At 73.4% G+C, this 25,787-nt stretch carries 25 protein-coding genes; 14 read left to right on the top strand and 11 right to left on the bottom strand.

The annotated features are described in order from the left end of the window. The first annotated feature begins 24 nt into the window (after positions 1-24). Genes BLR04_RS16380 through mshC form a run of 5 tightly spaced genes read left to right on the top strand, consistent with a single transcriptional unit; the run spans position 25 to position 3,958 of the window. Complete coding sequence (locus BLR04_RS16380; RefSeq protein WP_090765230.1) at positions 25-711, top strand: MSMEG_4193 family putative phosphomutase; 687 nt, start codon at positions 25-27, stop codon at positions 709-711. 9 nt (positions 712-720) lie between these two features. After that, a complete protein-coding gene (locus BLR04_RS16385; RefSeq protein WP_090765233.1) occupies positions 721-1,278 on the top strand; it encodes a DUF3090 domain-containing protein in 558 nt (185 codons plus the stop codon). Next, complete coding sequence (locus tag BLR04_RS16390; protein ID WP_090765236.1) at positions 1,275-2,042, top strand: SCO1664 family protein; 768 nt, start codon at positions 1,275-1,277, stop codon at positions 2,040-2,042. Before BLR04_RS16385 ends, BLR04_RS16390 begins: the two co-directional genes overlap by 4 nt. Before the next feature lie 31 nt (positions 2,043-2,073). Next, positions 2,074-2,724, top strand: coding sequence for an NRDE family protein (locus BLR04_RS16395; protein WP_090765238.1), 651 nt, complete (start codon positions 2,074-2,076; stop codon positions 2,722-2,724). A 4-nt stretch (positions 2,725-2,728) separates the two neighbouring features. After that, a complete protein-coding gene (mshC, locus tag BLR04_RS16400; RefSeq protein ID WP_090765241.1) occupies positions 2,729-3,958 on the top strand; it encodes a cysteine--1-D-myo-inosityl 2-amino-2-deoxy-alpha-D-glucopyranoside ligase in 1,230 nt (409 codons plus the stop codon). Between the two features lie 96 nt (positions 3,959-4,054). On the opposite strand, the gene BLR04_RS16405 is transcribed toward mshC, so the two are convergent. The 9 genes from BLR04_RS16405 to BLR04_RS41350 form a co-directional block, all read right to left on the bottom strand. After that, complete coding sequence (locus BLR04_RS16405) at positions 4,055-5,017, bottom strand: UDP-glucuronic acid decarboxylase family protein (protein WP_090765244.1); 963 nt, start codon at positions 5,015-5,017, stop codon at positions 4,055-4,057. Continuing rightward, positions 5,014-5,889, bottom strand: coding sequence for a glycosyltransferase family 9 protein (locus BLR04_RS16410; RefSeq protein ID WP_090765246.1), 876 nt, complete (start codon positions 5,887-5,889; stop codon positions 5,014-5,016). Before BLR04_RS16410 ends, BLR04_RS16405 begins: the two co-directional genes overlap by 4 nt. Next, positions 5,880-6,554, bottom strand: coding sequence for an SDR family oxidoreductase (locus tag BLR04_RS16415; RefSeq protein ID WP_090765249.1), 675 nt, complete (start codon positions 6,552-6,554; stop codon positions 5,880-5,882). The genes BLR04_RS16410 and BLR04_RS16415 overlap by 10 nt, the downstream gene beginning before the upstream one ends. Continuing rightward, on the bottom strand, positions 6,551-7,885 hold the full coding sequence (locus tag BLR04_RS16420) for a PfkB family carbohydrate kinase (RefSeq protein WP_090765252.1): 1,335 nt from the start codon (positions 7,883-7,885) through the stop codon (positions 6,551-6,553). The genes BLR04_RS16415 and BLR04_RS16420 overlap by 4 nt, the downstream gene beginning before the upstream one ends. Then, the gene (locus BLR04_RS16425) at positions 7,882-8,430 is read right to left on the bottom strand and encodes a D-sedoheptulose-7-phosphate isomerase (protein ID WP_090765255.1); all 549 of its coding nucleotides are present in this window, start codon (positions 8,428-8,430) and stop codon (positions 7,882-7,884) included. Before BLR04_RS16425 ends, BLR04_RS16420 begins: the two co-directional genes overlap by 4 nt. A 2-nt stretch (positions 8,431-8,432) precedes the next feature. Next, positions 8,433-9,620 (bottom strand): glycosyltransferase, encoded by a 1,188-nt coding sequence (locus BLR04_RS16430; RefSeq protein ID WP_090765257.1) that lies wholly within the window; start codon positions 9,618-9,620, stop codon positions 8,433-8,435. Next, complete coding sequence (locus BLR04_RS16435; protein WP_218129013.1) at positions 9,617-10,600, bottom strand: glycosyltransferase family 9 protein; 984 nt, start codon at positions 10,598-10,600, stop codon at positions 9,617-9,619. The genes BLR04_RS16430 and BLR04_RS16435 overlap by 4 nt, the downstream gene beginning before the upstream one ends. A 131-nt stretch (positions 10,601-10,731) precedes the next feature. Further along, positions 10,732-11,673: a glycosyltransferase family 2 protein gene (locus BLR04_RS41345; protein ID WP_218128997.1), complete on the bottom strand. Its 942-nt coding sequence runs from the start codon at positions 11,671-11,673 to the stop codon at positions 10,732-10,734. Beyond that, positions 11,670-13,301, bottom strand: a complete 1,632-nt coding sequence (locus BLR04_RS41350; protein ID WP_218128999.1) for a carbamoyltransferase family protein — start codon at positions 13,299-13,301, stop codon at positions 11,670-11,672. The genes BLR04_RS41345 and BLR04_RS41350 overlap by 4 nt, the downstream gene beginning before the upstream one ends. 182 nt (positions 13,302-13,483) lie before the next feature. Between BLR04_RS41350 and BLR04_RS16445 the strand changes: the two genes are divergently transcribed. From BLR04_RS16445 to BLR04_RS16455, 3 genes are read left to right on the top strand one after another with little or no spacing between them, the layout of a single operon-like run. Continuing rightward, a complete protein-coding gene (locus tag BLR04_RS16445) occupies positions 13,484-14,080 on the top strand; it encodes a D-glycero-alpha-D-manno-heptose-1,7-bisphosphate 7-phosphatase (protein ID WP_176903116.1) in 597 nt (198 codons plus the stop codon). Continuing rightward, positions 14,077-14,997: a glycosyltransferase gene (locus BLR04_RS16450; RefSeq protein WP_176903117.1), complete on the top strand. Its 921-nt coding sequence runs from the start codon at positions 14,077-14,079 to the stop codon at positions 14,995-14,997. The genes BLR04_RS16445 and BLR04_RS16450 overlap by 4 nt, the downstream gene beginning before the upstream one ends. Before the next feature lie 29 nt (positions 14,998-15,026). Further along, entirely contained in the window at positions 15,027-15,308 is a 282-nt protein-coding gene (locus tag BLR04_RS16455) for a WhiB family transcriptional regulator (protein ID WP_090765566.1), read from the top strand. Here BLR04_RS16455 and BLR04_RS16460 read toward each other — a convergent pair. Continuing rightward, a complete protein-coding gene (locus BLR04_RS16460) occupies positions 15,247-15,729 on the bottom strand; it encodes a peptide deformylase (RefSeq protein ID WP_090765264.1) in 483 nt (160 codons plus the stop codon). The genes BLR04_RS16455 and BLR04_RS16460 overlap by 62 nt on opposite strands. A 229-nt stretch (positions 15,730-15,958) precedes the next feature. Here BLR04_RS16460 and BLR04_RS16465 point away from each other — a divergent pair, with 229 nt between their 5' ends. Next, the gene (locus BLR04_RS16465) at positions 15,959-17,125 is read left to right on the top strand and encodes a uroporphyrinogen-III synthase (protein WP_090765568.1); all 1,167 of its coding nucleotides are present in this window, start codon (positions 15,959-15,961) and stop codon (positions 17,123-17,125) included. Positions 17,126-17,403: 278 nt separating this feature from the next. Further along, positions 17,404-18,099 carry a sirohydrochlorin chelatase gene (locus tag BLR04_RS16470; RefSeq protein WP_090765267.1) on the top strand — a complete coding sequence of 232 codons (696 nt, stop codon included), beginning with the start codon at positions 17,404-17,406 and terminating at the stop codon, positions 18,097-18,099. 224 nt (positions 18,100-18,323) lie between these two features. Here the strand turns inward: BLR04_RS16470 and BLR04_RS16475 are convergent, their stop codons facing one another. Next, positions 18,324-19,178 carry a PAC2 family protein gene (locus tag BLR04_RS16475; protein WP_090765270.1) on the bottom strand — a complete coding sequence of 285 codons (855 nt, stop codon included), beginning with the start codon at positions 19,176-19,178 and terminating at the stop codon, positions 18,324-18,326. Between the two features lie 483 nt (positions 19,179-19,661). Here BLR04_RS16475 and metH point away from each other — a divergent pair, with 483 nt between their 5' ends. From metH to BLR04_RS16495, 4 genes are all read left to right on the top strand, one after another. Next, positions 19,662-23,126 (top strand): methionine synthase, encoded by a 3,465-nt coding sequence (metH, locus tag BLR04_RS16480; protein WP_090765571.1) that lies wholly within the window; start codon positions 19,662-19,664, stop codon positions 23,124-23,126. A gap of 164 nt (positions 23,127-23,290) precedes the next feature. Then, complete coding sequence (locus BLR04_RS16485) at positions 23,291-23,935, top strand: HAD family hydrolase (RefSeq protein ID WP_090765272.1); 645 nt, start codon at positions 23,291-23,293, stop codon at positions 23,933-23,935. A gap of 106 nt (positions 23,936-24,041) precedes the next feature. After that, positions 24,042-24,542 (top strand): cellulose synthase, encoded by a 501-nt coding sequence (locus tag BLR04_RS16490; RefSeq protein ID WP_090765277.1) that lies wholly within the window; start codon positions 24,042-24,044, stop codon positions 24,540-24,542. 240 nt (positions 24,543-24,782) lie between these two features. Continuing rightward, the gene (locus BLR04_RS16495; RefSeq protein ID WP_090765280.1) at positions 24,783-25,775 is read left to right on the top strand and encodes an ABC transporter permease; all 993 of its coding nucleotides are present in this window, start codon (positions 24,783-24,785) and stop codon (positions 25,773-25,775) included. The last annotated feature ends 12 nt before the right edge of the window (positions 25,776-25,787 follow it).

Genomic DNA, 25,787 nt, shown 5'->3' on the forward strand with positions numbered 1-25,787 from the left:
ATCGACGCCTGCGACACTTGCGGGGTGACGACGTTGCTTCTGGCCCGCCACGGGCTGACGGACCTCACCGGACCGGTACTCGCCGGCCGCACCCCCGGAGTGCACCTGAGTGACGCGGGCAGGGCACAGGCCGCCGCGCTCGCGGGGCGCATCGCGGACGTCGGCCTCGACGCCATTGTCTCCAGTCCGCTGGAGCGCTGCCGGGAAACGGCGCAGGCGGTATCGGACGGTCGCGCGCTCGAGGTCCAGACCGACGAGCGCTTCATCGAGTGCGGCTACGGCTCATGGACCGGCCGGCCGCTCAAGGAACTGGCCAAGGACCCGCTGTGGCAGGTCGTGCAGGCGCACCCGAGCGCGGCGACGTTCCCCGACGGCGAGTCGCTGGCCGAGATGCAGCACCGGGCGGTGTCCGCGGTCCGGGATTGGAATCGACGTCTGGGGGAGAAGGCTGTCTACCTGGTCTGCAGTCACGGCGACGTGATCAAGGCGATCGTGGCCGACGCGCTGGGGCTCCATCTCGATCACTTTCAACGGATAACTGCTGATCCGGCGGCGCTCACCGTGATCCGCTATGCCCCCTTGCGCCCCTTTGTTCTCAGGATAAACGATATGGGGGAATTGCGGCTCCCCGAGGATTCGGAGGAGAAAGACGGGGGAGAAAACATCACCGGGAGCGATGCCGCCGTCGGCGGTGGATCCGGAACCACGTAAGGTCAGGCTATGCCGGTCTTCGACTACGACCCACCGGAGAGGTTCGTCGCCGGCGCCCTGGGGCAGCCGGGCGCGCGGCACTTCTTTCTGCAGGCCAGGGCCGAGGGCAGACTGACCACGGTGGCGCTGGAGAAGTTGCAGGTCGCGGCGCTGGCGGGCAGGCTGGACGAACTGCTCGACGAGGTGCTGCGCCTCAGCGGTGGCGCCGCCCACGTGCCCGCGCTGGCTCCGGCCGACCTCACCGACGACGCTCCGCTCGACCTGCCGCTGTCGGAAGACTTCCGGGTGGGCACCATGGCGCTGGCCTGGGACGCCGAGAAGTCGCAGGTGGTGATAGAGGCGCAGGAGATCGTCGGTGACGAGGACGACGAGGACGACGACACCGCCGACCCCGCGGTGCTGCGCGTGCGCATCAGCGCCGGCGCCGCCCGCGCGTTCACCCAGCGCGCACTCCAGATCGTGGCCGCGGGCAGGCCGCCCTGCCCTCTGTGCGGCCAGCCGCTAGACGCGGCCGGGCACGTCTGCGTCCGGCTCAACGGCTACCGTGGGGGTGAGGCGGCTTCATGACCGCTCCCGAGAGCGAACCGGCCATCAAGCCCCCCACCCCGCCGACGACCATGCGTGACGACGAGGCGCTCGCGCTGCTGCGCGACGGCACCCTCGAGGTCGCGGGCCGCCTCGTCGAGGCGACCAACATGACGCTCTACTGTTCGGTCACGCTCGGCGACCGCAAGGCCGCGTGCGTCTACAAGCCCGTACGGGGCGAGCGCCCGCTGTGGGACTTCCCCGACGGCACCCTCGCCGCGCGCGAGGTGGCCGCGTTCGAGGTCTCCCAGGCGACCGGCTGGCGCATCGTGCCGCCCACCGTCTACCGCGAGGGCCCCTTCGGTCCCGGCATGGTGCAGCTGTGGATCGACACCGAGCGCGAGATCGACCTCATGCGGCTGGTCAAGAGCCGCAACCCGGTGGTGCGCCGCATGACGGTGTTCGACGCGGTGGTCAACAACGCCGACCGCAAGGGCGGCCACCTGCTGCCGCTGCCCACCGGCCACGTGTACGGCGTCGACCACGGGGTCTGCTTCTCCGTCGAGGACAAACTGCGCACCGTGCTGTGGCAGTGGCGCGGCAAGCCGCTCGCCCGCGAGGCGGTGGCGGTGCTGCTCAAGCTCGAGAGCGACCTCGAGTCGGGCTCCCTGGGGCGGCGGCTGCGCGAGCTGCTGACGCTGGCCGAGGTCGAGGCCACCTGGCGGCGGGTCAGAAGACTGCTCGACACCGGTGTGCATCCGTACCCGTCGGAGGGGTGGCCTGCCGTACCTTGGCCCCCCGTCTGATGCGTCCCGACCGTAGATTACTCTTTGCCCCATGTGCACGCTCATCGTGCGGACCGGGTCGCCGCTCACCCTGCTCGGAGTGCGAGACGAGTTCACCGACCGGCCCTGGGAAGGGCTGGGTGAGCACTGGCCCGAGCACCCCGGCGTGATCGGCGGGCGCGACCTCAAGGCCGGCGGCACGTGGCTCGCCGTCAACCCGGCGGCCCGCCGCGCCGCGGCGCTGCTCAACGGCCACGGCACCCCCGCCCCCGACACCCGCAAGGTCTCGCGGGGCGACCTCGCGCTGCGGGCCGCGTCCACGGGCGAGCCGCCCGCGGGTGACCTGACCTGCTACGACCCGTTCCACCTGGTGCTCGCCGACCTGACGGGGGTGCGGCTGTTCAGCTGGGACGGCGAGCGCCTGACCGCCACCGACCTGCCCGACGGCACCAGCATGGTGGTCAACTCCGGCCTCGACCCGTCCAGCGCGCGCGTCATGGCGCACCTGCCGCGCTTCCGCGACGCGGACGACTGGTGGCCGCTCCTCGCGCAGGAACCGTCCGAGCGGCCCGAGGCGCTCATCGTCCGGCGAGAGCTGCCCGACGGCCGCGTCTTCGGCTCCCTGTCGGCCACCGAGGTCGAGATAACGCCCGGCGGTGTGACGTACGAGCTCGCAGACCTGACGGCGAATCTGGACAGATAGGCTCATGGGCATGAGATCGTGGTCTGCCCCTAATTTCCCCAAGCTCCCAGGTGAGAGCGTTCCGCTGCGGCTCTACGACACGTCGGCCAAGCAGGTGCGGCAGACCGATCCGGGTCCCACCGCGCGGATGTACGTGTGCGGTATCACCCCCTACGACGCCACCCACCTCGGCCACGCCAACACCTACCTGGCCTTCGACCTCGTCGGCCGCCAGTGGCGCGACGCCGGCCACGAGGTGCACTACACGCAGAACGCCACCGACGTCGACGACCCGCTGCTGGAACGGGCCGAGCAGACCGGCGTCGACTGGCAGGAGCTGGCAGAGCGGGAGATCGAGCTGTTCCGCGGCGACATGGAGGCGCTGCGGATCATGCCGCCGCGCGAGTACGTCGCCGTCACCGAGACGATCGACCAGGTGGCCGACCTGATCGGCCGGCTCGAGGCCAAGGGCGTGACGTACGTCCTCGACGGTGACGTCTACTTCAGCGTCGCCGACGCCCCCAAGTTCGGCCAGGTGTCCGGCTACGACGAGCAGCAGATGGCGGCGCTGTTCGCCGAGCGCGGCGGCGACCCCGGCCGCGCGGGCAAGCGGCACCCGCTCGACTGGCTGCTGTGGCGCGCCGAGCGGCCCGGCGAGCCCGCCTGGGACTCGCGGCTCGGCCGCGGCAGGCCCGGCTGGCACATCGAGTGCACCACGATCGCCCTGGCCAACCTCGGCGCGGGCTTCGACGTGGCGGGCGGCGGCTCCGACCTGACGTTCCCCCACCACGAGTGCGGCGCCTCAGAAGGGCACGCCGTGACGGGGGAGTGGCCGTTCGCGAAGTTCTACACCCATGCCGGGATGGTCGGGCTCGAAGGCGAGAAGATGTCGAAGTCGAAGGGCAACCTCGTCTTCGTCTCGAGGCTCCGTCAGGAGCACGACCCGATGGCGGTGCGGCTCGTGCTGCTGGCCCACCACTACCGCACCGACTGGGAGTACACTCCCGCGATGCTCGCCGAGGCCGAGCGCAGGCTCGCGCGGTGGCGCTCCGCCGTGGCGCTGCCCGCCGGGCCGTCGGCCGACGAGCTGCTGGCCCGGGTTCGGGAGCGCCTGGCCGACGACCTCGACGCGCCGGCGGCGCTGGCCGCGATCGACGCCTGGGCCGAGGACGCGCTCGCCGGCGGCGGCTCGGACTCCGCCGCCCCCGCCCTGGTCAAGGACCTGACCGACGCCCTCCTCGGCGTCGCGCTCTGACCCACCGGGGACGCCCGCACGACCGCGGGACGTCCCGCGCCACTCGCGCCACGACGAGAGCCCCGCAGCGCGCCGACGCGGATGCGGGGCTCGCCGTCAGGCCTGGGCGCGTTCCAGCTGCCTGATCGCGGCCAGTTCCTTCGAGAACCAGGCGATCGTGCGCTTGAGGCCCTCGGACGAGGGCACCTGCGCCCGCCAGCCGAGCCGCTCGGCCGCCAGCGTCGTGTCCGGCCGCCTGACCATCGGGTCGTCGGCCGGCCGATCGACGAACGTGATCTCCGACGACGACCCGGCCAGCTCCTTGATCGTGGTGGCCAGCTCCAGCATGGTGAGCTCGTCGGGGTTGCCGATGTTGACCGGCCCGGCGAAGTCGCTGCGGGCCATGGCGAGGATCCCCGACACGGTGTCGTCGACGTAACAGATGGAACGTGTCTGCGAGCCGTCCCCGGTGACCGTGATCGGCTCGCCGGTCAGGGCCTGCCGGATGAACGTCGGGATCGCGCGGCCGTCGAACGGGCGCATGCGCGGTCCGTAGGTGTTGAAGATCCGGACGATTCCGGTGTTCGTGTCACGAGAGTGGCGGTAGGCGGTGGTCAACGACTCGGCGAAGCGCTTGGCCTCGTCGTACACGCTGCGCGGGCCCACCGGGTTGACGTTGCCCCAGTACGTCTCGCGCTGCGGGTGCTCCAGCGGGTCGCCGTACACCTCGCTCGTGGAGGCCAGCACGAACCGGGCGCCCTTCTCCCTGGCCAGCCCCAGCGCATGCAGCGTGCCGACGCTGCCCACCCGCAGCGTCTCGATCGGGTAGCGCAGGTAGTCGGCCGGCGAGGCGGCCGAGGCGAAGTGCAGGACGAGGTCCACCCGGCCGGGCACGTGCACGTACCCGGTCAGGTCGCACTCGATGAGCCGGAACTGCGGACGGTCGAGCAGGTGCTCGACGTTGCGCGGGCCGCCGGTGAGGAAGCTGTCCATGCAGATCACCTCCGCACCCTCACCCAGCAGCCGCTCGCACAGGTACGAACCGAGGAAGCCGGCCCCCCCGGTGACCAGAACCCTCATGATGTGACCTCCATGGCAGCGTCGACGACTTCGGATACCTCGATCCGCAGCAGGCCGGGATCCGGCCGCTCCCCGTGCGGATCACCGTTCCGCCCGGCCCACAGCGCCACGTGGCGCCAGCCCGGCGGAGGCCCCCACAACGCCGGCGAGACCGGCCCGAACAGCACCACCGACGGCACGCAGAACGCGGTCGCGAGGTGCGCCACCCCGGTGTCGCCGCAGACCACCAGCCGCGACGTGCTGACCAGGTCGATCAGGTCGGCCATCCGGGTCCGCCCGGCCAGCACGCGCTCCGGCGGCAGGCCGGCGAGCTCGGCGACCTCCCTGGCCAGCGGCACCTCGGCGGCGGTGCCGGTGACGACCACGTCGTCGCCCAGCGCGGCGGCCACCTCGGCGAACCGCTCGGGCGGCCAGCGGCGCGCGGGATAGGCGGCGCCAGGGTGCACGATCGCGGGCCCCGTCCGCTCGGAGATGCCGAGCGTCAGGTCGGACGGGTCGGCCGGGACGCCGTGCCACTCCAGCAGCCCGCACCAGCGGCGCACCTCGTGCACGCCGTCCTGCCACGGCGGCCCGGTGCCGAAACTGATCAGCCGTCCCGGCTCCGTGGCGCGCAGCGCGTCGATGCTCTGCGGCCCCCGTCCGTGCAGGTTGACCGCGACGTCGGGCCGCGCGAACGGCACCGGCCCAGGGCCCGACACGTCCACCAGATGATCGACCGCGCCGGTCAGCGGCAGCAGGGCGTCCAGCGCCCGTGGCGCGGCCAGCGTGATCCGGTGCCGAGGGAAGGCCTGCCGCAGCGCCCGCAGCGCGGGCACGGCCGTGAGCAGGTCGCCCAGGCCGAGCCCGCGCAGCACCAGCAGATCTAGGGCCATGACGTCTCCGTGGACGGGCAGACGACGAGCTCTCTCACCTCGCAACCGGCCGGCTGCCGCAGCGCGAAGACCACGGCCTGGGCCACGTGCGCCGGGTCGTTGAGCCCCGCTTCCGGTCCCGGCTTGTACTGCTCGGGACGCCCGTCGAAGAACGCCGTCCGCATGCCGCCGGGGATCAGCAGGGTGACCCCGACCTCGCCGCGCAGCTCGACGGCGAGCGCCCGGCTGAGGCCGACGACGCCGAACTTGGACGCCGAGTACGCCGACGCGTCGCTCAGCGGCCGCAGTCCCAGCGTCGAGGCGCAGGTGACGATCGTCCCCCTGGTGTGCTTGAGGTACGGCAGCGCCGCCCGCACGACCGAGGCCGTGCCCAGCAGGTTGACCTTGACGACCCGCTCCCAGTCGTCGGCGGGCACGTCCTCCAGACGGCCGCACGCGTCGATGCCGGCGGCCGTCACCACGCCGTGCAGGCCGCCGGCCCGCTCGGCGAGCTCGCGCACGGCACGCTCGGCCTCCCCGCGGTCGGCCAGGTCGGCCGTGACGTGCTCGAAGCGCTGGTCGGGCTCTCGCACGTCGACGACCAGGGCCTTCCAGCCCTCCTTCTCCACGGCCTCGGCGGTGGCGAGGCCGAGCCCCGAGGCTCCCCCGGTGATCAAAATGTTCACTGGATCTCCCTGATCAGATTCGTTGTGGAACGCCCCGGCAGCAGGCTCAGCATCACGATCCGCGCGCCGAGCCGGCCGAGGACCTCGGCCTCGGGCAGCCGCTCCTCCTGGTAGTCGCCGCCCTTGACCCACACGTCGGGGCGCAGCTGCTCGATGGCCGCGGCGGGGGTGTCCTCGTCGAACACCGTCACCGCGTCCACGCAGCCGAGCGCCCGGAGCACCTCGACCCGGTCGCGCACGTCCACGACGGGCCGCGACGGGCCCTTCAGACGGCGTACGGAGTCGTCGGAGTTGACGCAGACGACCAGCGCGTCGCCGAGCGCCCGCGCCCGCCGCAGCAGGCTCACGTGGCCCGCGTGCAGCAGGTCGAAGCAGCCGCCCGTGGCGATCAGCAGCCCGCCGGACGCCCGGGTGACCTCGGCCACCTCCAGCGCCGTGCGGGGCCGGTCGCCGAGCCGCTGCTCCTGGACCCGGATGCCGGCGGCCCCGCCACGCTCGACGAAGCGCGAGGCCTCGCCGACGCCGATGGTGACCGCCTTCTCGGCGTCGGCGCCGTCGCGCAGCGCCAGCGCCGCGGCGCCGGCGAGCCGGTCGCCCGCGCCGCACGCGTCCTGCCCGGCGGCCCGCACCGGCGCCGGCACGCGAGTCAGTGGGCCGCCCTCCACGGCCAGCGCGGCCCCGCGCTCGCCGGTGGTGACGGCCACGGCCCTGGCCCGCAGGACCCGGACGAGGCTGCGCGCCGCCTGGTCCGGCCCGTGGTAGCCGTCCGCGCACAGCTGTCTGGCCTCCGCCTCGCTGGGCGTCACCAGCGCGCAGCCCGGCATCGGCTGCTCGCCCCGGGGGTGCGGGTCCCACACCACCGGCACGGTGCGGTCGCCCAGCAGTTCGCGGGCCATGCGGGCGACACCGCGGCCGTAGTCGGAGACGAGCACCGCGCCGGCGGACCTGATCGCCTCGACGGCCTCCGGGGTGGGGGAGTAGCGGGCGGTGCCGTCGCCGGTGTCCATCCGCACCAGCGTCCGTCCGCGGGCCCTGACCCGGGTCTTGCGTACGGTGCCGCCGCGCAGCGGGATGCGTACCAGCTCGACCTCCGCCGACAGCAGGGCGCGCAGGCGGTGCCCGTCGGCGTCGTCGGCCAGCGCCGTGATCAGCACGACGTCGGCGCCGTCGCGCGCGGTCAGGAGCGCGGCGAGCCCGGCCCCGCCAGGACGCGACTGCTCGGCGAGGACCTCGAGAACCGGGGCGGGCGCGTCGGGGCACAGGCGTTCGACGTCGCCCTCGACGTCCACGTCGAGCAGCGTGTCGCCGAGGACGACCAGCGGTGCCGTCACAGGGCCTCCTCCACGGCGTCGCAGAGCAGGTGAATGAGTGCCAGGTGCACTTCCTGGACGGTCGCCGTCTCCTCGGCGGGCACCGCCACCGCGTCGAGGCACAGGTCGGCGAGCGGATTAGGCGCCGGGCCGGTCATGGCCCACGACAGGATCCCGGCCTCCTGCGCCGCGCGGGCCGCGGCCAGCACGTTGGGGCTGGCGCCGCTCGTGGACAGGCACACGAGGACGTCGCCGGGCCGGCCGTGCGCCCGCACCTGGCGGGCGTACACCTCGTCGGCGCCGTAGTCGTTGGCGATGGCCGTCAGCGACGAGGCGTCGCCGTGCAGCGGGAGCGCGGCGTACGGCAGCCGGTCCTCGCGGAACCTGCCGACCAGCTCGGCCGTCAGGTGCTGGGCCTCCGCGGCCGACCCGCCGTTGCCGCAGGCCAGCAGCCTGCCCCCGGAGGCCAGCACCCCGGCCAGCTTGCCGCCCCAGATGCGGACGGTGGCCGCCTGGCCCTCGACCTTCTCGAGGACGTTCCAGAGCTTTTCCAGATGACTGTCCATCATCAACCCCCCAGGGCCGCCAGGCGGCACACGTTTCCGTCGATGACCTGCGCGTACACCGCCTCGGTCTGCTCGGCCACGCGCGGCCAGGCGTAGCGGGCGCGGGTGCGGCGGGCGCCCGCCGCACCGAGCGCCGCCCGCCGTTCCGGCGAGCCGAGCAGGTCTTTGAGTGCCCTCGCCAGCGCCCGGGGGCGGCGCGGCGGGACCAGGACGCCGCAGCCGGCGACCGTGTCGAGGTGGCCGCCGACCGCAGAGGCCACGACCGGGACGCCGCAGGCCATGGCCTCCAGCGGGACCATGCCGAACGGCTCGTACCACGGGACCGTGACCACGACGTCGGCCGCCCGCATCAGTGCCGGCACGTGCTCGCGCGGGACGGCGCCGATCACGTGCACGCGCTCGCCGATGCCGTGGCCCTCGGCCAGCTCGCGCAGCCGGACCGCCTCCGGGTCGTCGCGACTGCCGCCGGCGATCACCAGTTCGGCGTCCGGCACCTGGCGCAGCGCCCTGATCACGGTGTCCACGCCCTTGCGCGGCACCAGCCGGCCGATGCTGAGCACCATCGGGCCGTCCGTACGCGGCGCCACCGGCCCCTGCGGGCAGAACGCCGCCAGGTCGACCCCGCACGGCACGACCGCGATCCGCTGTTCCTGGACGCCCATCGCGCACAGCTCGCCCACCTCGTCGCTGCAGGTGGCCACGACGGCGTCGGCCCGCCGGCCGATCTCCCGCTCGGTCGCGACGCGGTGCGCGGGGCTGGTGTCGGCCGCGCCCTGCCAGCGCCGCTTGACCGTCCCGAGCGCGTGGAAGGTCTGCACCACGGGCAGGTCGCGGGCCGCCCGCAGCGCCACCTGGCCGCTCATCCAGAAGTGCGCGTGCACGACGTCCGGGGGCCGCTCCGACCACCGCTGGGCCAGCCGTTCGGTGAACTCCGGCAGGTACGGCGGCAGGTCGTCCTTGGGGACGGGGGCCGCGGGGCCCGCCGTGACGTACTCGACCGTGACGCCGGGGGCCAGGGGCACCGACTCCGGCTGCGCCGGCGAGGTGCGGCGGGTGTGGACGGCGACGATGTGCCCGCGCTCGGCGAGGGCCGTCGCCAGCGCGGCCACGTGGACGTTCTGGCCGCCGGAGTCCACCCCGCCCGGCCTGGCCAGCGGGTCGGCGTGCTCGGAAACGAGATCGACCTTCACTGCGTCAGCTCCCTCACTGCCTTGACCACCTGCTCACTCGTCACCTGGGACAGGCACGGGTGCCCGGGGACCGGGCAGAGACGCGCCCGGCTGCCGCGGCAGGGCGCGTCCTGGTCTCCCAGCAGCACGGACGGGACGCCGTAGGGCGCCCATCGCGCCGCCGGGACGACGGGGGCGAACAGGCTCACGACGGGGGTGCCGACCGCCGCGGCGAGGTGCGCCGGACCGGTGTTGCCCGCCACGAGCACGCCCGCGCCCTCGATCACGGCGGCGAGTTCGGCGAACGTGGTCCGGCCGCCGAGGTCGACGGCGTGCCGGCCGGCCACGAAGGCGGTGAGGTCGCGTTCGTGGCCGGTCACCACCACGTGGTGGCCGTCCTCGGCGAGCTCGCGCACGGTTCGCCGGTGCCGCTCCGCCGGCCAGGCGCGGGCGGGGGCCGAGGCGCCCGGATGGACCACGACGTACGCGCCCACGTTCCGCACGAGTTCCGCGACGTCCGGCAGCGGCCGGCGGACCGCGAGCCTGGCGTCGTCGCCGTCCGGCGGCTCGAACCCGGCCGCCCGGGTGAGCGCCAGCATCCGCTCGGCCTCCGGGACGTCGGCGTCCTCGTCCACCTGGTGGCGGACGTCGAGCAGCGAGCCGGGGTAGTCGTTGCTGATCGCGGCGATCCTGCCGACCCCGGCCAGCCGGAGCAGCAGCGCCAGCGGGAGCGCCGACTGGTGGAAGGAGGTGAGGATCACTGCCTCGTCGACGTCCCGCACCTGGCCGGTCAGGGCCGCCACATGCTCCTGCGAGACGGGTGGCGGGGGATGGGCGATCCACGGCGCGTGCCACTCGGCCACCCGGTCCACGCCGGGCAGCAGCTCGGCGGCGGCCCGGCCGTCCGGGCCGGCGAGGAAGACCACCTCGGCGGCGTGCGCCCGCACGGCCCGCACCGCGGGCCCGGCCAGCAACACGTCCCCCGCACCGTCGAGCCGCACCACGAGCACCCGCCCCCGCCCACGCGCCGCGTCGCCGCGCCCGCGCGCTGCGCCCTTTTGCCCGGGCGCGGTGGCGCGCCCGGGCGCGGGGGCGGGCTCGCGTCCGGGAGCGGTCTCGCGGTCGCGGCGGGTCACCGGCGCAGCTCCCCGCGCAGCCGGTGCGCGCAGGCGACCGGTGGGATCAACACGCTGGTGACCGCCATGCGCAGTACCTCCTCCGGCGTACGCGGCCCCGGGGCCACCCGCCGCCACGCGAACTCGGCGGTGAGCATCGCCCAGGCGGCCCCCGCCACCCCGGCGAGGACGAGCGGCGCCCGCCGCGACCGCGCCGCCCCGGCGAGGAGCGCGGCCGCGAGGCCCGCCGCGGTCGTGACGGCGTGCCTGCGCAACCGCCCGGGTCCGTCGCCGGCCACCGCACGCCACCCCGGCCCGTGCAGCCGCCGCATGAGCACGTCGTCGGCGTTGCCCCGCTGGAAGCGCACGCTGGACCAGAAGCCGTCCGCGCGCACCGGATGCTCGGTCACCCGCTCGCCCCTGACCAGCCGGTGCCCGGCCCGCAGCGCCCGCAGCGCCAGGTCGGAGTCCTCCCGGTACGCCCCGGGGAAGCGCTCGTCGAACCCGCCGAGCGACTCCAGCACCCGCCGCCGGTAGGCCATGTCGGCCGTCACCCACAGCGCGTCCTCCAGCCCGGCCGTGTGCCGCTCGGCGTCGGTGGGAGGGCGGCCCCTGGGCAGCGGCACCACGATGCGCCCCTGGCTGCCGGCCACGTCGCCGGGCAGCCCCGCCAGGTCCGTACGGACCGCCTCGGCCCACCCGGGACCCGGCACCACGTCGTCGTCGAGGAACACCACCCACGGGGTGTGCACCGCCCGCCACCCGGCGTTGCGCGCCGCCGCGGGCCCACGCCCGCCCGACCGCACCACCCGCACGTGCGCGGGCAGCGACTCCAGCACGCCGCTCGCACCAGCGGCCCGCCGGTCGTCCACCACGACCACCGGCACGTCAGGCCCGACGGCCGCCACGGTGTCGCGCAGGCTCGGCCGCCCCACGGTGGGGATCACCACGGTGATCACGACGCGAACACCTCCCCCCGCCGCACCAGGTACGGCCCCAGCGCGAGCACGTCCACCGGCGCGGACCCGAAGCACTCGAGCGCGTCGCGCGGATCGTCCACCATGGGCCGGCCCGCGGTGTTGAGGCTCGTGTTGACCACCACCGGCAGCCCCGTGCGCGCCTCGAACTCGGCCAGCACCCGCGCCATGAGCGGCTGCGCGTCCGGCGAGACGGTCTGGACGCGCGCGGTCCCGTCCACGTGCACGACCGCGGGGATGCGCGGCGCCCAGTCCGGGCGCACGTCGTGCACGAACAGCATGTACGGCGACGGCACCGGACCCCGCCCGAAGATCGCAGCGGCCCGCGACTCCAGCACCATCGGCGCGATCGGCCGGAACTGCTCGCGTCCCTTGACGTCGTTGAGCCGCTCGGTGTTGCGCGCGTGCCCGGGATGCGCCAGCAGCGACCGCTGCCCGAGCGCCCGCGGCCCGTACTCGGAACGGCCCTGGAACCAGGCCACGATGCGGTCGGCCGCCAGCTCGGCGGCCACGGCGGCGGCCAGGTCGGCCGGCCGCGAGTACGGCACCTTCGCCACGTCGAGCCAGGCGCCCAGCTCCTCGTCGGTGAAGCCGCGCCCGAGCGCCGCCCCCGCCATCGGCCCGGCCGGCTCGCCGTACGCCTGCGCCAGGTGCAGCGCCCCGCCCAGCGCGGTGCCTGAGTCGCCGGCGGCCGGCTGCACCCACAGCTCCTCGAAAGGCCCCTCGTCCAGCAGCCGGGTGTTGGCGACGCAGTTGAGCGCCACGCCGCCGGCCAGCGCCAGCCGCCGCTCGCCGGTGCGAGCGTGCAGCCAGCGCACCAGCTCCAGCAGCACCTCCTCCAGCCTGGCCTGGACGCTCGCGGCCAGGTCGGCGTGGTCGGACGTCCACGTGCCGCCCCTGGGCAGCGCCTTGGCGTAGGCGTTCCAGTCGACCGGCTCGACCCGGAACCCGCCGTCGTCGGTGGTGTAGATCGCCTCGCGCAGCGCGTCGAGGTGGCGCGGGGAGCCGTACGAGGCCATCGCCATGACCTTGTACTCGTCGCTGGACCGCAGGAAGCCGAGGTGTTCGGTGACCTCCTCGTACATCAGCCCCAGCGAGTGCGGCAGCTCCTGGGCGGCGAGCACCTCCAGCTCGCCGTCGCGGTAGACGCCGGCGAGGTGCGAGACGTCCTCGCCGCGCCCGTCGCACACCAGCACCGCGCAGTCCCGCCACGGCGAGGCCAGCCCGGCCGAGGCGGCGTGCGCCACGTGGTGCGGCACGTACGCGACCCGGCCAGGATCCAGGCCGGGCAGCGCGGTGGCGAGGAAGGCGGGGGCGCGCACCGCGTACCGGGTGCGCAGGTCCTCCCACTCGCCCTCCGGGCGGCGCAGCACCAGGGACGGGTCGTAGGAGTAGGCCACCGCGTCGACGTCCTCGGGGGACAGGCCCGCCTCGCGCAGGCACCAGGCGGCGGCCTGCTCGGGCAGCTCCCAGGCGGAGAACGCCAGCGGCCGCTTGCCGTGCTTGCGCCGGCTGAAGCGTTCCTCCTCCGCGGCGGCCACGATCCTGCCGTCGACCACCAGCGCCGCGGCGGGGTCGTGGAAGATCGCGTTGATGCCGAGAAACCTCATGCTTCCTCCCCCTCAGGACGCCCCTGCGGACGTTGAGAACCGCTACCGAGAGAAGCGGCTCCCAAACCTGACGTAACCCCGGGAGGTGTGAAAACAGGTCAGCGCTGCTGCGATTGGTCACGCTCAGTAGTTGTTTGCCCGAGGGGGTGCCGGGTAGCTGCCGGACACGCCAACGGAGGTGAATGGTGTTCGACAAGCGACGTCCTGGCGCGGTGCTCTTCGACAGGGACGGAACCCTGATCAGGGACGTGCCGTACAACGGGGATCCCGGCCTCGTCGAGCCCATGCCGGGCGCGGTCGAGGCGCTGTGCCGGCTCAGAAGAGCCGACGTGCCGGTGGCCGTGGTCACCAACCAGTCGGGCGTCGCCAAGGGCCTGCTGTCGCCGGACGACATGGACCAGGTCAACGCCAGGGTGGAGGAGCTGCTGGGGCCGTTCGACGCGTGGGCGATCTGCGTCCACGACGAGGGTGACGGCTGTACCTGCCGCAAGCCCGCTCCGGGCCTGGTGATCAGGGCGGCCGCCGTGCTCGACGTCAGCCCCCGCGACTGCGTGGTCGTGGGCGACATCGGCCGCGACATGGACGCCGCCCGCGCCGCCGGGGCGCGCGGCATCCTGATCCCGACCCCGCACACGCTGCCCGAGGAGATCGAGCAGGCCCCCGCGATCGCGCACGACCTCGGCGACGCCGTGGAACTCGTGCTCGGCGGCGCGACGGAGGCCCCCGTGCCGGCCGCGTCGGGGCCCTGGGCCCGCGCGCTCGGCTGGAGCCGCTGGTGAGGATCCTGCTCTGGCACGTGCACGGCTCGTGGACCAGTGCGTTCATCCGGGGGACGCACGACTACGTGCTCCCGCTCGTACCCGGACGCGGGCCCGACGGGCGAGGCAGGGCGGCCACCTTCGACTGGCCCGAGCGCGCCCGCGAGGTGCCCTGGGACCGGCTGCGCGACGAACCCGTCGACGTCGTCGTCTACCAGCGCCCGCACGAGATCGACCTGGCCGGCGAGTGGCTCGGCCGCGACGTGCCCGGCGTGTACGTCGAGCACAACACCCCCGCCGGCGACGTGCCGCGCACCCGCCACCCGCTCGCCGGCCGCGACGACATCACGCTCGTCCACGTCACCCATTTCAACGAGCTCTACTGGGACAACGGCAGGGCCCCCACCCGCGTCATCGAGCACGGCGTGCCCGACCCAGGCCACCTGTACACCGGAGAGCTGCCCAGGGCCGGCGTCGTGGTCAACGAGCCGGTACGGCGCACCCGCGTCGCCGGGACCGACCTGCTGCCCCGCTTCGCCGCCCGCGTCCCCCTGGACGTGTTCGGGATGAAGGTCACCGGGCTGCCGTACGCCACCCACGAGGACCTGCCCCAGCACGTCATGCACGCCGAACTGGCGAAAAGACGCGTCTACCTGCACCCCTACCGCTGGACGTCGCTCGGCCTGGCCCTGATCGAGGCGATGATGCTGGGCCTGCCCGTGGTCGCGCTCGCGGCCACCGAGGCCGTCGAGGCGGTCCCGCCGGAGGCCGGCGTGCTGTCGACCAAGGTCCACGTGCTGGCCGACGCCCTGGAGGCGTACGTACGCGACCCCGAGACCGCCCGCCAGACCGGCAAGGCCGCGCGGTCGGCGGCCCTCGCCCGGCACGGTCTGGCGCGATTCCTCGCCGACTGGGACGACCTGCTCCGGAAGGTATGACGCCGCTCACCGAGGGTAGGCGCGGGCCCATGACGATGCTCGACTGGACCCGCAGGGCGGCCTGCCTTGACCTGGATCCGGAGCTGTTCTTCCCGATCACCGTGGAAGGGCCGGGCCAGACCCAGGTCGAGCAGGCCAAACGGATTTGCGCCGGCTGCCCCGTCAGGCGGCCGTGCCTCGACTACGCGATCAGCACCGCGCAGGCCGACGGCGTCTGGGGCGGCACCGACCCCGCGCAGCGGCGGGAACTCATCCTGACAGCGCCGCCGCGAGAAACCGTTCCCGCTCGCCCGCCTCGAGGTGATCGCTGAACAGCACCCCGTCGAGGTGGTCGACCTCGTGCTGCAGCACCCTCGCCAGCACGCTCAGCGCGCGCACGGTGACCGGCCGGCCGAACATGTCGCGGCCGCGCGCCGTCACCATGAAGGAGCGTTCCAGCGGCCACCACACGCCCGGGGCGGACAGGCACGCCTCGTCGGCGGTGACGCGCCGCGCCGACAACTCCAGGCGCGGGTTGACCAGATGGCCCGACTTGCCGTCATAGTTGTAGACGATCACCCGTACCGGCTCGCCGATCTGCGGGGCCGCCACGCCCGCGCGGCCGGAGCCCGCGTTCATCGTGGCCGTCAGCCGCTTCACCAGCAGCCGCAACTCCTTGTCGAAATCGCGTACCGGCGCGGACGTCTCGCGCAGCACCGGATCGTCGAACGTGCGGATCAGCCGTACCGTCACCCGTAACTCCCCGATAGGCGGCGTCGTCACGATCTACGTTTCCCGGCGCCGCCGCACGCCAATCCCCGGCTTTTCGCCATGTAGCACAGAGGTAACAGAGCGGACCCAGCGGCGAAACCACCCGAAAGCACTATCGGAGGGTGTTCTCACAAGAGTCATGTACCTCTGTGATGCCCGGCCGGGTGCTCGGGGCCCGGCCGGGCGTCGTGGAGCCCTCGGAGGTGTGGGCATGAGCGAATTCCCTCAGGAGACCGGCTACTCGCCGGAGACGGCCCCCGACGCCCTGGCGGGCTTCACCGTTGGCGTGACCGCGACGCGGCGCCGCGAGGAGTTCGGGGCGTTGCTCGAACGGCGCGGCGCACGGGTGGTGAGCGCGCCCGCCATCAGGCTCGTCCCCCTGGCCGAGGACGCCGACCTGCTCGCCGCCACCCGGCAGACCCTCGAGGCGCCGCTGGACGACGTGGTCATCACCACCGGCGTCGGGTTCCGCGGCTGGATGGCCGCCGCCGAGGGCTGGGGCCTGTCCGGCGAGCTGAGCGACCACCTGGCCAGGGCCCGCCTGCTCACCCGCGGGCCCAAGGCCAGGGGAGCGGTGCGCGCCGCCGGGCTCACCGACGACTGGACGCCCGCCACCGAGTCGTGCGAGGAGATCAAGGTCCACCTCCTCGCCCAGGACCTGCGCGGCCGCCGCATCGCGGTGCAGCAGCACGGCGAGCCGCTGGCCGCGTTCGTGGCCGACCTGCGCGGGGCGGGGGCCGAGGTCATCGAGATCCCGGTCTACCGGTGGCTGCCGTACCGCGACATCTCGCCGCTGCGCCGCCTCATCAACCAGACGCTGTCGGGCGCCATCGACGCCGTCGCCTTCACCAGCGCCCCCGCCGTCAACTCCATGCTGGCCACCGCGCGGGCCGAAGGACTGGAGGACGCGTTGCTGGCCGCGTTCGGCGGCGGCGTCGTGGCCGCCTGCGTCGGCCCCGTCACGGCAGGACCGCTCGCCGCGCGAGGCGTCCCGACGCTGCAGCCCGACCGCTCCCGGCTCGGCGCGCTCGCCCGCGTCCTCGCCCGCCACCTGCCCGAGCACGGCGTCACCCGGGTCAGCGCGGGCGGCCACCGCCTGGAGATCCGCGGCCACGCGGCCGTCGTGGACGACGCCCTGCGGCCGCTGCCGCCCGCGCCGATGGCGGTGCTCAAGCGCCTGGCCGACAAGCCGGGCCACGTGGTCTCGCGCGCCGACCTGCGTACGGTGCTGCCCGGCAGCGTCGCGCGCGAGTCGGCCGAGCACGCGGTCGAGATGGCCGTCACCCGGCTGCGTCGCGCTCTCGGGGCCGGCGAGATCGTCGAAACGGTCGTCAAACGCGGCTACCGCCTCGCCTGCCGCTACGAGGTGGCCCTTTGACCCCACCCCTCCACCCCAGCCCCACTCCGTCCGCGGACGGCCCCGTCCCCCCACCGCCCGCGGACGCCCCCACCCCTCCGCCACCCGCGGCCCGCCCCGGCTCCACACCATCACCGAGCCGCCCCGGCCCAGCCCCGTCAGCGCGCCGTCCCGGCCCCGCGCCGTCCGCGACGCGTCGTGGTCCCGCGCCGTCCGCGACGCGTCCCGGCCCCGCGCCGTCCGCGACGCGTCCCGGCCCTGCGCCGTCGGCGGGCCGTCGTGGTGGGACCCCGACGCTCGTGCTGGCCGCCCACGGCACGCGCAGCGCTGCCGGCGAACGCTCACTCGACGCGCTGGCCGAGGCGCTGCGCAGGGACCGGCCCGGGTGGCGCGTCGAACTCGGCTACCTGGAGATCAGCTCGCCGCCGCTGGCGGAGCTGCTGCCGGCCGTGCGGGGTCCCGTGGTGGTGGTGCCGCTGCTGCTCGCCGGCGGCTACCACGCGCACGTCGACCTGCCCGCCGTCGTCGCCGCCCACCGTCCCGACGCGGTGGTGGCCGGCTGGCTCGGCCCGCACCGGCTGCTCACCTCGGCACTGGTACGCAAGCTGGGCCGCGCGGGCCTGCGCGGCACCGACGCCGTCCTGCTCGGCGGCGCGGGCTCGTCCGACCCGGCGGCCCTGGCCGACGTACGGGCCGCGGCCCACCTGCTCGCCGTGCGCCTGGCCCGCCCGGTGACCGCCGCGTTCGCCTCGGCGGGCACGCCGACGCTGCAGGAGGCCATGGAACGGCTCAGCTCGACACCGGCCGCCCGGGTGGCCATCGCCTCGTACGTCCTCGCACCCGGCTACTTCCACGACCGGCTGGCCGAATGTGCCGGTGCGGGCCTGGTCAGCGAGCCGCTGGGTGCCGACCCCGACGTCGTGAGGCTCATCTGGCACCGCTACGACGAGGCCCTACGCCGCGCCGCGCACCCCTCCACCGCCCGCCACGCCTGACACCTGCCCCGGAGCCGGCCCGTCCCGGAGAGCGCCGCGAACGGCCCGCCGCACAAATCGACGGCGGCCACCCCGCGCAGAGAGCTCGAGACCTGAGCAGGGCGGAAAGCCGAACGCCGGGTTCCGGGCGGGCCTGAGCGTTAGGGGGCGGAGGTCAGTTGGTCCGTGCCGTGGTCTCGGCGGCGGAGGTCAGTTGGTCCGTGTCGCGGTTTCGGCGGCGGAGGTCAGCTGTCCGTGTCGCGGTCTCGGCGGCGGAGGTAGCGTTCGAACTCGGCCGCGATGGCGTCGCCGCTCGCCTCGGGAAGCTCGGCGGCGTCCTTGCGCTCCTCGAGCTCCTTGACGTAGTCGGCCACCTCGCTGTCCTGGGAGGCCAGCTCGTCGACGCCACGCTCCCACGCGCGCGCCTCCTCGTCGAGGTCGCCCAGCGGCATCGGGATCTCCAGCACGTCCTCCAGCCGCCGCAGCAGCGCGAGGGTCGCCTTCGGGTTGGGCGGCTGCGCGACGTAGTGGGGCACCGACGCCCACAGCGAGACCGCGTCGAGGCCCGCCTGCCCGAACGCGTGCCCCAGCACGCCGACGATGCCGGTCGGCCCCTCGTAGCGGCTCAGCTCGAGGTTGATCGACCGGGCGAGCCCGTCGTTGCTCGCGCTGCCGAGGATCGGCACGGGACGGGTGTGGGGCGAGTCGTTGAGCAGCGCCCCGAGCATGACGGCCAGCTCGACGCCCAGCTCGCGGCAGATGTAGATGATGTCGGCGCAGAACGAGCGCCAGCGCATGTTGGGCTCGATGCCGCGCAGCAGCACCACGTCGCGCTCGACGCCCGGCGGGCGGGCGCGCAGCAGCCGCGTCGTCGGCCACACGATCGACTGGGTCAGCCCGTCGCTCATCTCGACCACGGGCCGGGTGACCTGGAAGTCGTAGTAGTCGTCCGGGTCGAGCGAGACGAGCGGCTCGGCCTTCCAGGCGGTCTCGAGGTGGGCGATCACGCCGCTGGAAGCCTCACCCGCGTCGTTCCAGCCCTCGAACGCGGCAATGAGCACCGGGTCGACGAGCTCGGGGAGCCCTTCGAGCTCTATCACGTGTCGCCTCCACTTCCATCGTCCCGCTAAGCCTATGCGCTGCGGAGCCGTCGCCGTCACCGTCTGTCGCCCGGAAAAATGGGCGAGGCCGTACGCGACGCCGCCCGGCGCGCACCTCCCGCCGGCCGCCCGGCTGCCCCGCTCGCCCGGGTGCGTCCGCCTCCGCCGCAGTTCCGCGCGGTGCCGTACGCGGCCCGCCCGCCCCGCGCGGCGCTCCCCGGCCGCGTACGGCACTCACCCCCGTTCGCGTCGGGCGAACCCCGGCATGCCGGCTGCGCGCCGGGGCACGAAGGCCGGATGACCGGTGGCGAAGGCCGCACCGAAGCGGCGTACGTGACGACGAAGGCCCGCGGAACCGCCGCGGCCGCCACTCGCGGCGGGTCCGGTGCGGACGCGACCCGCGGCGAGCCCGGCGCCGGCGCCCCCGAGGGGCCCGCCTGGCGCCCGACGGTCGCCGGGAAGGCAGCGGATAAGCTCTACCCCATGAGCATCTCCCCGTCCTTCAGAGAAGTGTTGTCCCAGCGAGTCGTCGTCGCCGACGGCGCGATGGGCACGATGCTCCAGGCTCAGGAGCCGACCCTCGACGACTTCGAGGGCCACGAAGGCTGCAACGAGGTGCTCAACGTCACCCGGCCCGACATCGTGCGCGGCGTCCACGACGCCTACTTCGCCGTCGGCGTCGACTGCGTCGAGACCAACACCTTCGGCGCCAACCTGGCCGCCCTCGGCGAGTACGACATCTCCGACCGCGTCTTCGAGTACTCCGAGGCCGGCGCCCGCGTCGCCCGCGAGGCCGCCGACCGCTGGTCCACCCCCGACCACCCGCGTTTCGTGCTCGGCTCCATCGGGCCGGGCACCAAGCTGCCCACCCTCGGCCACCTGCCCTACGCCAGCCTGCGCGACGCCTACCGCGACAACGCGGCCGGCCTCATCGCCGGCGGCGCCGACGCCGTCATCATCGAGACCAGCCAGGACCTGCTTCAGGTCAAGGCCGCGGTCGTCGGCGTGAGGCGGGCCATCGACGCCTCGGGCAAGGACGTGCCGATCATCGCGCAGGTCACCATCGAGACCAACGGCGCGATGCTGCTCGGCTCCGAGATCGGCGCCGCGCTGACCGCGATCGAGCCGCTCGGCGTCGACGTCATCGGCCTCAACTGCGCCACCGGCCCGGCCGAGATGAGCGAGCACCTGCGCTACCTCGCCCGCCACTCGCGGCTCAGGCTGTCCTGCATGCCGAACGCCGGTCTGCCGGTGCTGACCTCCGACGGCGCCCACTACCCGCTCGGCGCCGAGGAGCTGGCCGACGCCCACGAGATGTTCACCCGCGACTACGGCCTGTCCCTGGTCGGCGGGTGCTGCGGCACCACCCCCGAGCACCTGCGCCAGGTGGTCGAGCGGGTGCGCGGCAAGGAGGTGGCGGCGCGCCGCCCCCACCCGGAGCCGGGCGCGTCCTCGCTCTACCAGACCGTCCCGTTCCGGCAGGACACGTCCTACCTCGCCATCGGCGAGCGCTGCAACACCAACGGCTCCAAGGCCTTCCGCGAGGCCATGCTGGAAGGCCGCTGGGACGACTGCGTCGAGACGGCCCGCGACCAGGCCCGCGACGGCGCCCACATGCTCGACCTCTGCGTCGACTACGTCGGCCGCGACGGCGTCGCCGACATGAAGGAGCTGGCGTTCCGCTTCGCCACCGCCTCCACGCTGCCGATCATGCTCGACTCGACCGAGCCCGCCGTGCTGCAGGCCGGCCTCGAGATGCTGGGCGGCCGCGCCGCGGTCAACTCCGTCAACTACGAGGACGGCGACGGCCCCGACTCCCGCTTCCAGAAGATCATGCGGCTCGTCCGCGAGCACGGGGCGGCCGTCGTCGCGCTGACCATCGACGAGGAGGGCCAGGCCCGCACCGCCGAGTGGAAGGTGCGCGTGGCGAGCCGGCTCATCGACGACCTGACGACCAACTGGGGCATGCGGGTCGAGGACATCATCGTCGACTGCCTGACCTTCCCGATCGCCACCGGCCAGGAAGAGACCCGCCGCGACGGCCTCGAGACGATCGAGGCCATCCGCGAGCTCAAGCGCCGCTACCCGGGCGTGCAGACCACGCTGGGCCTGTCCAACATCAGCTTCGGCCTCAACCCGGCCGCCCGCATGGTGCTCAACTCGGTGTTCCTCAACGAGTGCGTCAACGCGGGGCTCGACTCCGCGATCGTGCACGCCTCCAAGATCCTGCCGATGGCCCGCATCCCCGACGAGCAGCGCCAGGTCGCCCTCGACATGGTCTACGACCGCCGCCGTCCTGGCTACGACCCGCTGCAGCGCTTCATGGATCTGTTCGAGGGCGTCGACGCCGCCGCGCTGCGCGCCGGCAAGGCCGAGGAGCTCGCCGCGCTGCCGCTGTGGGAGCGGCTCAAGCGGCGCATCATCGACGGCGAGCGCAAGGGCCTGGAGGCCGACCTCGACTCCGGGCTGGAGCAGCGGCCCGCCCTCGAGATCATCAACGAGGTGCTGCTCGACGGCATGAAGACGGTGGGCGAGCTGTTCGGCTCCGGGCAGATGCAGCTGCCGTTCGTGCTGCAGTCGGCCGAGGTGATGAAGGCCGCCGTCGCCCACCTCGAGCCCCACATGGACCGCGTCGAGGGCGAGACGAAGGGCCGCATCGTGCTGGCCACCGTCAAGGGTGACGTGCACGACATCGGCAAGAACCTCGTCGACATCATCCTGTCCAACAACGGCTACCAGGTCGTCAACCTCGGCATCAAGCAGCCGGTCTCGGCCATCATCGAGGCCGCGGAAGAGCAGAAGGCCGACGTCATCGGCATGTCCGGCCTGCTGGTCAAGTCGACGGTCGTCATGAAGGAGAACCTGGAGGAGATGAACTCCAGGGGCCTGGCCGGCGACTACCCGGTGCTGCTCGGCGGCGCCGCCCTGACCCGCGCCTACGTCGAGCAGGACCTCGCCGGGCTGTTCGACGGCGAGGTCCGCTACGCGCGCGACGCGTTCGAGGGGCTGCGGCTGATGGACGCGTTCATGGCCGTCAAGCGCGGCGTACCCGGCGCGGCGCTGCCGCCGCTGCGCGAGCGGCGGGTCAAGACCGGCGCCGTGCTGGAGCGCACCCCCGTCGAAGAGCTGCCGGCCCGCTCCGACGTGGCCGTCGACAACCGGCTGCCGAAGGCGCCCTTCCAGGGCGACCGCGTCGTCAAGGGCATCTCGCTGCAGGAGTACTCCGCCTTCCTCGACGAGCGGGCACTGTTCCTCGGCCAGTGGGGGCTCAAGCCGACGCGCGGCGGCGACGGCCCCGGCTACGAGGACCTCGTCGAGACCGAGGGCCGGCCGCGGCTGCGCATGTGGCTCGACCGCATCCAGACCGAGGGGCTGCTGGAGGCCGCCGTCGTGTACGGCTACTTCCCTTGCGTGTCCGACGGCGACTCCCTGATCATTCTCGACGACGACGGTAGCGAGCGCACCCGCTTCACGTTCCCGCGCCAGCGCCGCGACCGCCACCTGTGCCTGTCCGACTTCTTCCGCCCGAAGGACTCCGGCGAGGTCGACGTGGTCGGCCTCCAGGTCGTCACCATGGGTTCGAAGATCGCCGAGGCCACCTCCGAGCTGTTCGCGAAGGACGCCTACCGCGACTACCTCGAACTGCACGGCCTGTCGGTGCAGCTCACCGAGGCGCTGGCCGAGTACTGGCACGCCCGGGTGCGCGCCGAGCTCGGCATCGGCGGCGACGAGTCGCTCGACGACATGCTCAAGGTCAACGTCCAGGGCTGCCGCTACTCCTTCGGTTACCCGGCCTGCCCCAACCTGGAGGACCAGAAGCAGCTGTTCGAGCTGCTCGCGCCCGAGCGCATCGGGGTGTCGCTGTCGGAGGAGTTCCAGCTCCACCCCGAGCAGTCCACCTCGGCCGTGGTCGTCCACCACCCGGAGGCCAGTTACTTCAACGTCTGACCGCGACCTGCGGTGACGTCCCCGGCGGCGGTCTCCCGCCGCGCCGCCGGGGCCCGCCGCACGACGATCTCGGCCGCTGTTCCGTACGGGTGCGACCCCCCTTCACCCGCGGTTCATCCCGGGCGGCCACCATGGCGGGCGGACACAACCGATCAGGAGCAAGGGTGGAAGCGGTCTTCTTCGACATGGACGGCCTGCTGGTCGACAGCGAGCGGGTCTGGCTGGAGATCGAGACCGAGGTGATGGGCCGGCTGGGCGCGGAGTGGACGCCCGAGCATCAGGCCCACCTGGTCGGCGGGTCCATGGAGCGCACGGTCGAGTACATGCTGGGCGTGTCCGGCGCCGACGTCGCCCCCGGCGCCGTACGCGACTGGATGGTGGCCGGCATGGTGGCGCGCCTGTCGCAGGGCGTGGTGCCCATGCCCGGCGCGGGTGAGCTGGTCGACGCGCTGCGCGACGAGGGGGTCCCGGTGGGGCTGGTGACCTCGTCGCTGGGGGAGATCGCCGACGCCGTACTCAAGGGTTTCGGCCGTGACCGGTTCGACCTGGTCGTCACCGCCGACGACGTCACGCGGACGAAGCCGGACCCCGAGCCGTACCTGACGGCCGCGCGGCGGCTGGGGGTGGAGCCGGTGCGCTGCGTCGTCCTGGAGGACTCCCCGAACGGCGTGGCGGCGGCGACGGCGGCCGGCTGCGCGGTGGTGGCGGTGCCGCACCTGCTGCCCGTGGAGCCCGCTCCTGGCCGGCTGGTGGTGTCGTCGTTGACGGAGGTCGGGGTGGCCGACCTGCGGGCGCTGCTGCGGTCCTGAGCCGGCAGGCTCGGGGTTCCCCCTAAGGGAGAAGTGGTTCTCGAGGACGATGCGCGGGCGAGATCGCGTGCCAGGATGGAGGTAAAGCCACGACGAGGGGCGGCATATGGACACGCTGAATCAGATCGCGCTGCCGTTGTGCGGCGGGCTGGCCATCGCCGGACTGGTGCTGGCGTACATGCTCTTCCGGCGCAGGGGAGTGGCCTCGGGCCTGCGGGCGACCGCGTGGGCGCTGCTGCCGGTGGCGGCCTACCTCACGGGCGCGCTGTCGGCGCTGTGGACGATCGGCGCCACAGTGGTCGGCTTCGTGACCAACCTGGTGCTCAACCCGATGGTGTGGGCAGGCGTCGCACTGGCGGGCCTGTCGGCGGTGCTCTTCATCGTCTCGGGCGTGATGCGCGGCCGCAGACTTCGCAAGAGCGCCGATCCGGCGGTGGCGGCGGAGGCCGAACGCCCGGCCGTGGGGGCCAAGCCGCAGCAGGCTCCCGGAGCCCGGCCGGCCGCCGGCGAGCCGAAAAGGGCCCAGAAGGCCGGCCCGAAACAGGCCGCGAAAGACGACGACTTCTCCGATATCGAAGAGCTTCTCAAGCGCCGCGGCATCAGCTGAACGCGGCCGAGCCGGCGGCCATGTCGTGGTTCTGAGACGGAATCGGTACGCATTCTGGACATCGGTGTGGAGACCAATACGAATCCGTTTCGCATCAATCACAGATTAGCCACATAGCGGTCTGGGGGACTAGTCAGCGCAGCTCAGGCCATAGATTCTGCCTCCTGAGGTCCGCGACAACGCGGTCTGAAGTCACCACGCGTTGAGACAGCGTCGTCTGGTTCCAGGGGGCATTTCGGCATGACCGCACCGCTAGACGTGTCCGGTTCCGCTACAGAAGCGCAACCGGAGTCGGTGCTCGCGGGAGCGGGCAAAGACATTCAGGGCAGATCTCTCACCCGGATCGCCTGGATGCGGCTCAGGCGTGACAAGGTCGCGCTGGCGGGCGGCGGCGTCGTCGTCCTGCTGATCCTCGTCGCGATCTTCTCCTCGCCGATCATCGCGCTTTTCGGGCATCCGCCCCTGGAGTTCCACCAGGACCAGATCGACCCCGCCACACTGCTGCCCAAGGGCGCCGCAGGCGGCATGAGCAGCGACTATCTGCTGGGCGTCGAGCCGGTCAACGGCCGTGACATCTTCAGCCGCATCGTCGCCGGCGCGTGGATCTCGCTGCTGATCGGCTTCCTCGCCACCGTGGTGTCCGTGATCATCGGCACCGTCCTCGGCGTCATCGCCGGCTACTTCGGCGGCTGGGTCGACCAGGTCATCGGCCGGCTCATGGACGTCTTCCTCGCCTTCCCGCTCCTGGTCTTCGCCATCGCGCTGGCCGGCGTGGTCCCCGACCACGGTTTCGGCCTCGAGGGCAACGGCCTGCGCATCGCCATGCTGATCTTCATCATCGGCTTCTTCAGCTGGCCCAGCATCGGCCGCATCGTCCGCGGCCAGACCCTGTCGCTGCGCGAACGCGAGTTCGTGGACGCCGCCAAGAGCCTCGGCGCCCGCCACGGCTACATCCTGTTCCGCGAGGTCCTGCCGAACCTGATGGCGCCGATCCTGGTGTACGCGACCCTGCTCATCCCCACCAACATCCTGTTCGAGGCGTCGCTCTCGTTCCTGGGTGTCGGCATCACCCCCCCCACCCCCACCTGGGGAGGCATGCTGTCCGAGGCGGTCCGCTTCTACACGCTGCCCCACTTCGTGATCTTCCCGGGTCTGGCGATCTTCATCACCGTTCTGGCGTTCAACCTGTTCGGCGACGGTCTGAGGGACGCCTTCGACCCCCGAGCGCACTGACCCACCACCCAC

Origin of the sequence: Nonomuraea maritima (genome assembly GCF_900100395.1) — a bacterium.
GTDB classification, from domain to species: domain Bacteria; phylum Actinomycetota; class Actinomycetes; order Streptosporangiales; family Streptosporangiaceae; genus Nonomuraea; species Nonomuraea maritima.